The sequence below is a fragment of the Pseudonocardia sp. McavD-2-B genome, assembly GCF_024124365.1.
GTDB lineage: Bacteria > Actinomycetota > Actinomycetes > Mycobacteriales > Pseudonocardiaceae > Pseudonocardia > Pseudonocardia alni.
The window spans coordinates 1-2,821 of the sequence record NZ_JAMXSG010000438.1 but is presented as its reverse complement, the minus strand read 5'-3'; the positions used below and the strand labels follow the sequence as shown (position 1 = coordinate 2,821).

Here is a 2,821-nt window from a genome sequence, read left to right as displayed (position 1 = left end):
GCGGTCGGACTGCCCGCGGCCGAGGGGCTCGCCGCCGCCGTCGCCTACGGGGTGCTGGCGCTCGTCGGGGTCGCACCGGGCGCACTCGTGGTGCTGCGGCGCCGCCGGGCGGCCCGGGAGACCGCGCCGTCAGCGCCCGGCGAGCGCCCGCAGGTGCCCCTCGAAGGCGACCACGAGCGCGTCGAGCAGGCCCCGGCCCTTGTCGGCGGTGGCGAGCGACGGCCGCCCCACCACACCGCCGGCGGAGTAGGCGGCGAGCCCGGTGGTGAGCAGGTACGGCCGCTCGTCGGCGACGTGGTCGGCGGTGCGGTACGACGGCCGGACCTGGTCGGGGACGGTGTGCAGCAGGATCGAGGTCTCCAGCTCCCCGGCGTGCATGTCGGCGGTGTTCGAGGTCTCGCACCCGGCGGTCCGGCGGGCGGCGGTCCAGTCCTCGGAGACGGGGAACAGGGCCATGGGCAGCGGTCCGACCGAGGCCTCCTGGACGACGTTGCGCAGGACGTGGTTCCCGCCGTGCGCGTTGACCAGGACGAGCGCGGTCGTGCCGGAGGCGCGCAGCGAGGCGGCGACGTCGGAGACGACCGCGCCGAGCGTCGCCGCGGAGATGCTCACGGTGCCCGCCCACGCGGCGTGCTCGTGGGAGCAGGAGATCGTCAGTGGTGGAAGGACGCGCACGGGGTGGGCCTGCGCGATCCGGGCGGCCACCGCGGACGCCACGAGGGTGTCGGTGGTCAGGGGCAGGTGCGGTCCGTGCTGCTCGAGGCTCCCGACCGGGAGCAGGGCCACGGAGGCACCTCGCTCCCGGACGTCCTCGGTGGTGTCGACCGGGAGGGGATTCACGCAGGCGAGGCTCTCACGGCCCCGCCCGATCATGGAGGAGCAACGGTGCACGACGACCGACACGAGTTCGCCGAGTCCCGGTTGACCACACGGCACGGGGAGTTCCGTGCGATCGCCTTCCGCGAGTACGAGGGCGGTCCCGAGCACCTCGCGCTGGTGCACGGCGACCCCACGGACGTGGAGGCGCCGCTGGTACGGATGCACTCCGAGTGCCTCACCGGCGACGTCTTCGGCGCGCGCCGCTGCGAGTGCGGGGCGCAGCTGTCGATCGCGATCGACGCTGTCGTCCGCGCGGGCCGTGGCGTGATCGTCTACCTGCGCGGGCACGAGGGCCGCGGCATCGGCCTGCTCGCGAAGATCCGCACACACGTGCTGCAGGACGAGGACGGCCTGGACACCATCGACTCGGCCGTCGCGCTGGGCCTGCCGGTGGACGTGCGCGACTTCGGGGCCGCCGCGGTCGTGCTGCGCCACCTCGGGATCGGCCGGGTGCGGCTGTTGTCCAACAGCCCGGCGAAGGTCGAGGCGCTGACCGGGTACGGCATCGTCGTCACCGAGCTGGTGCCGGTGCTGGAGCCCGCCGACGAGCACAACGTGCGGTACCTGACCGCCAAGCGCGACCGGCTCGGGCACGTCCTGCCGCAGGTCGACGCCGCGCCGGACGCGCCGCGCGGCCACACCGCGACCGGCTACTGACCCCCGTGGTGCGACACCCGAAGGCACAGCGACGGCGGCCCGTCCGCCGCCATCGTGGCGAGCACGGTGGGCAGCTGGTCGAGCGTGCAGTCGCCGCCGACCAGGGCGTCGAACCGGGGGTCGGCGAGCAGCCGCAGCGCCAGCGCCATCCGGTCGCCGTAGCCGCGGCGCGCCCGGCGCGGGGACACCGTGCCGACCTGGCTGGCGCGGATGGTGAGCCGGCGGCTGTGGAACGCCCCGCCCAGCGGCAGCGGCACCGAGCGGGTCCCGTACCAGCTGAGCTCGACCACCTCGCCCTCCGGTGCGAGCAGCTCCAGCGAGCGGGCCAGGCCGGCCGGGGTGGCGCTGGCGTGCACGACGAGGTCCCGGTCGCCCTCGGCGTCGTCGGGAGAGGCGAACCCGACGCCGAGCGCCGCGGCGACGGCGGCCCGGTCCGGGTCGGGGTCGACGAGCTGCACCCGCGCGCCGGGCAGCCCGGCCAGGACCGCGGCCACCGACGCCCCGACCATCCCCGCCCCGACGACGGCGATCCGGTCGCCGACCAGCGGGGCGGCGTCCCACACCGCGTTCACGGCGGTCTCGACGGTGCCGGCGAGCACCGCGCGCGCGGCGGGCACGTCGTCGGGGACGACGGTGACCGCGTCGGCGGGCACCACGAACAGGCTCTGGTGCGGGTACAGGCAGAACACGGTGCGCCCGGCGAGGCCGGGCGGGCCCTGCTCGACCTCGCCCACCGCCAGGTAGCCGTACTTCACCGGGGCGGGGAAGCCGCCGTCCTGGAACGGGGCGCGCATCCGTTCGTATTCGGACTCCGGGACCTCGCCGCGGAACACCAGCGTCTCGGTGCCCCGGCTGACCGCGGTGTACCGGGTGCGCACGAGCACCTCGTCCGGCCCGGGGTCGGGCACCGGCACCGTCCGGATCTCGCCGTGCCCCGGCGCGGCCAGCCAGAACGCCCGTGCCTCGTGCCCCACTCCACCGTCCCCGATCCCGGCGCGCGGCGCGCCGACGGTCCCGACAGTATCCGGACGTATCGGGCGCCTGCCCGGTACACGGAGGTGATCTGATGGACCGGCCGCACGTGCTGGCGTCGGTCGCGATGTCGCTGGACGGCTACATCGACGACGCCGGTCCCGACACGCTGGTGCTCTCCGACGCGGGCGACCTCGACCGCGTCGACGCCGTACGCGCCGGGGTGGACGCGATCCTGGTCGGCGCGGGGACCGTGCGCGCCGACGACCCGCGGCTGCTGGTGCGCTGCGCGGAGCGCCGGGCCGGGCGGGTC

At 76.0% G+C, this 2,821-nt stretch carries 4 protein-coding genes; 2 read left to right on the top strand and 2 right to left on the bottom strand.

What is annotated here, in order from left to right; all coding sequences use genetic code 11:
- Positions 1–129: 129 nt before the first annotated feature.
- Positions 130–840, bottom strand: coding sequence for a creatininase family protein (locus NH602_RS29860; RefSeq protein WP_374210281.1), 711 nt, complete (start codon positions 838–840; stop codon positions 130–132).
- Positions 841–885: 45 nt separating this feature from the next.
- On the opposite strand from NH602_RS29860, the gene NH602_RS29855 reads away from it, so the two are divergent.
- Positions 886–1,536, top strand: coding sequence for a GTP cyclohydrolase II (locus tag NH602_RS29855; RefSeq protein ID WP_253069563.1), 651 nt, complete (start codon positions 886–888; stop codon positions 1,534–1,536).
- Here the strand turns inward: NH602_RS29855 and NH602_RS29850 are convergent.
- A complete protein-coding gene (locus NH602_RS29850; protein WP_253069562.1) occupies positions 1,530–2,510 on the bottom strand; it encodes a zinc-binding alcohol dehydrogenase in 981 nt (326 codons plus the stop codon). The genes NH602_RS29855 and NH602_RS29850 overlap by 7 nt on opposite strands.
- A 92-nt stretch (positions 2,511–2,602) precedes the next feature.
- Here NH602_RS29850 and NH602_RS29845 point away from each other — a divergent pair.
- The coding region (locus NH602_RS29845; protein ID WP_253069561.1) for a dihydrofolate reductase family protein at positions 2,603–2,821 on the top strand (219 nt) is incomplete at its 3' end.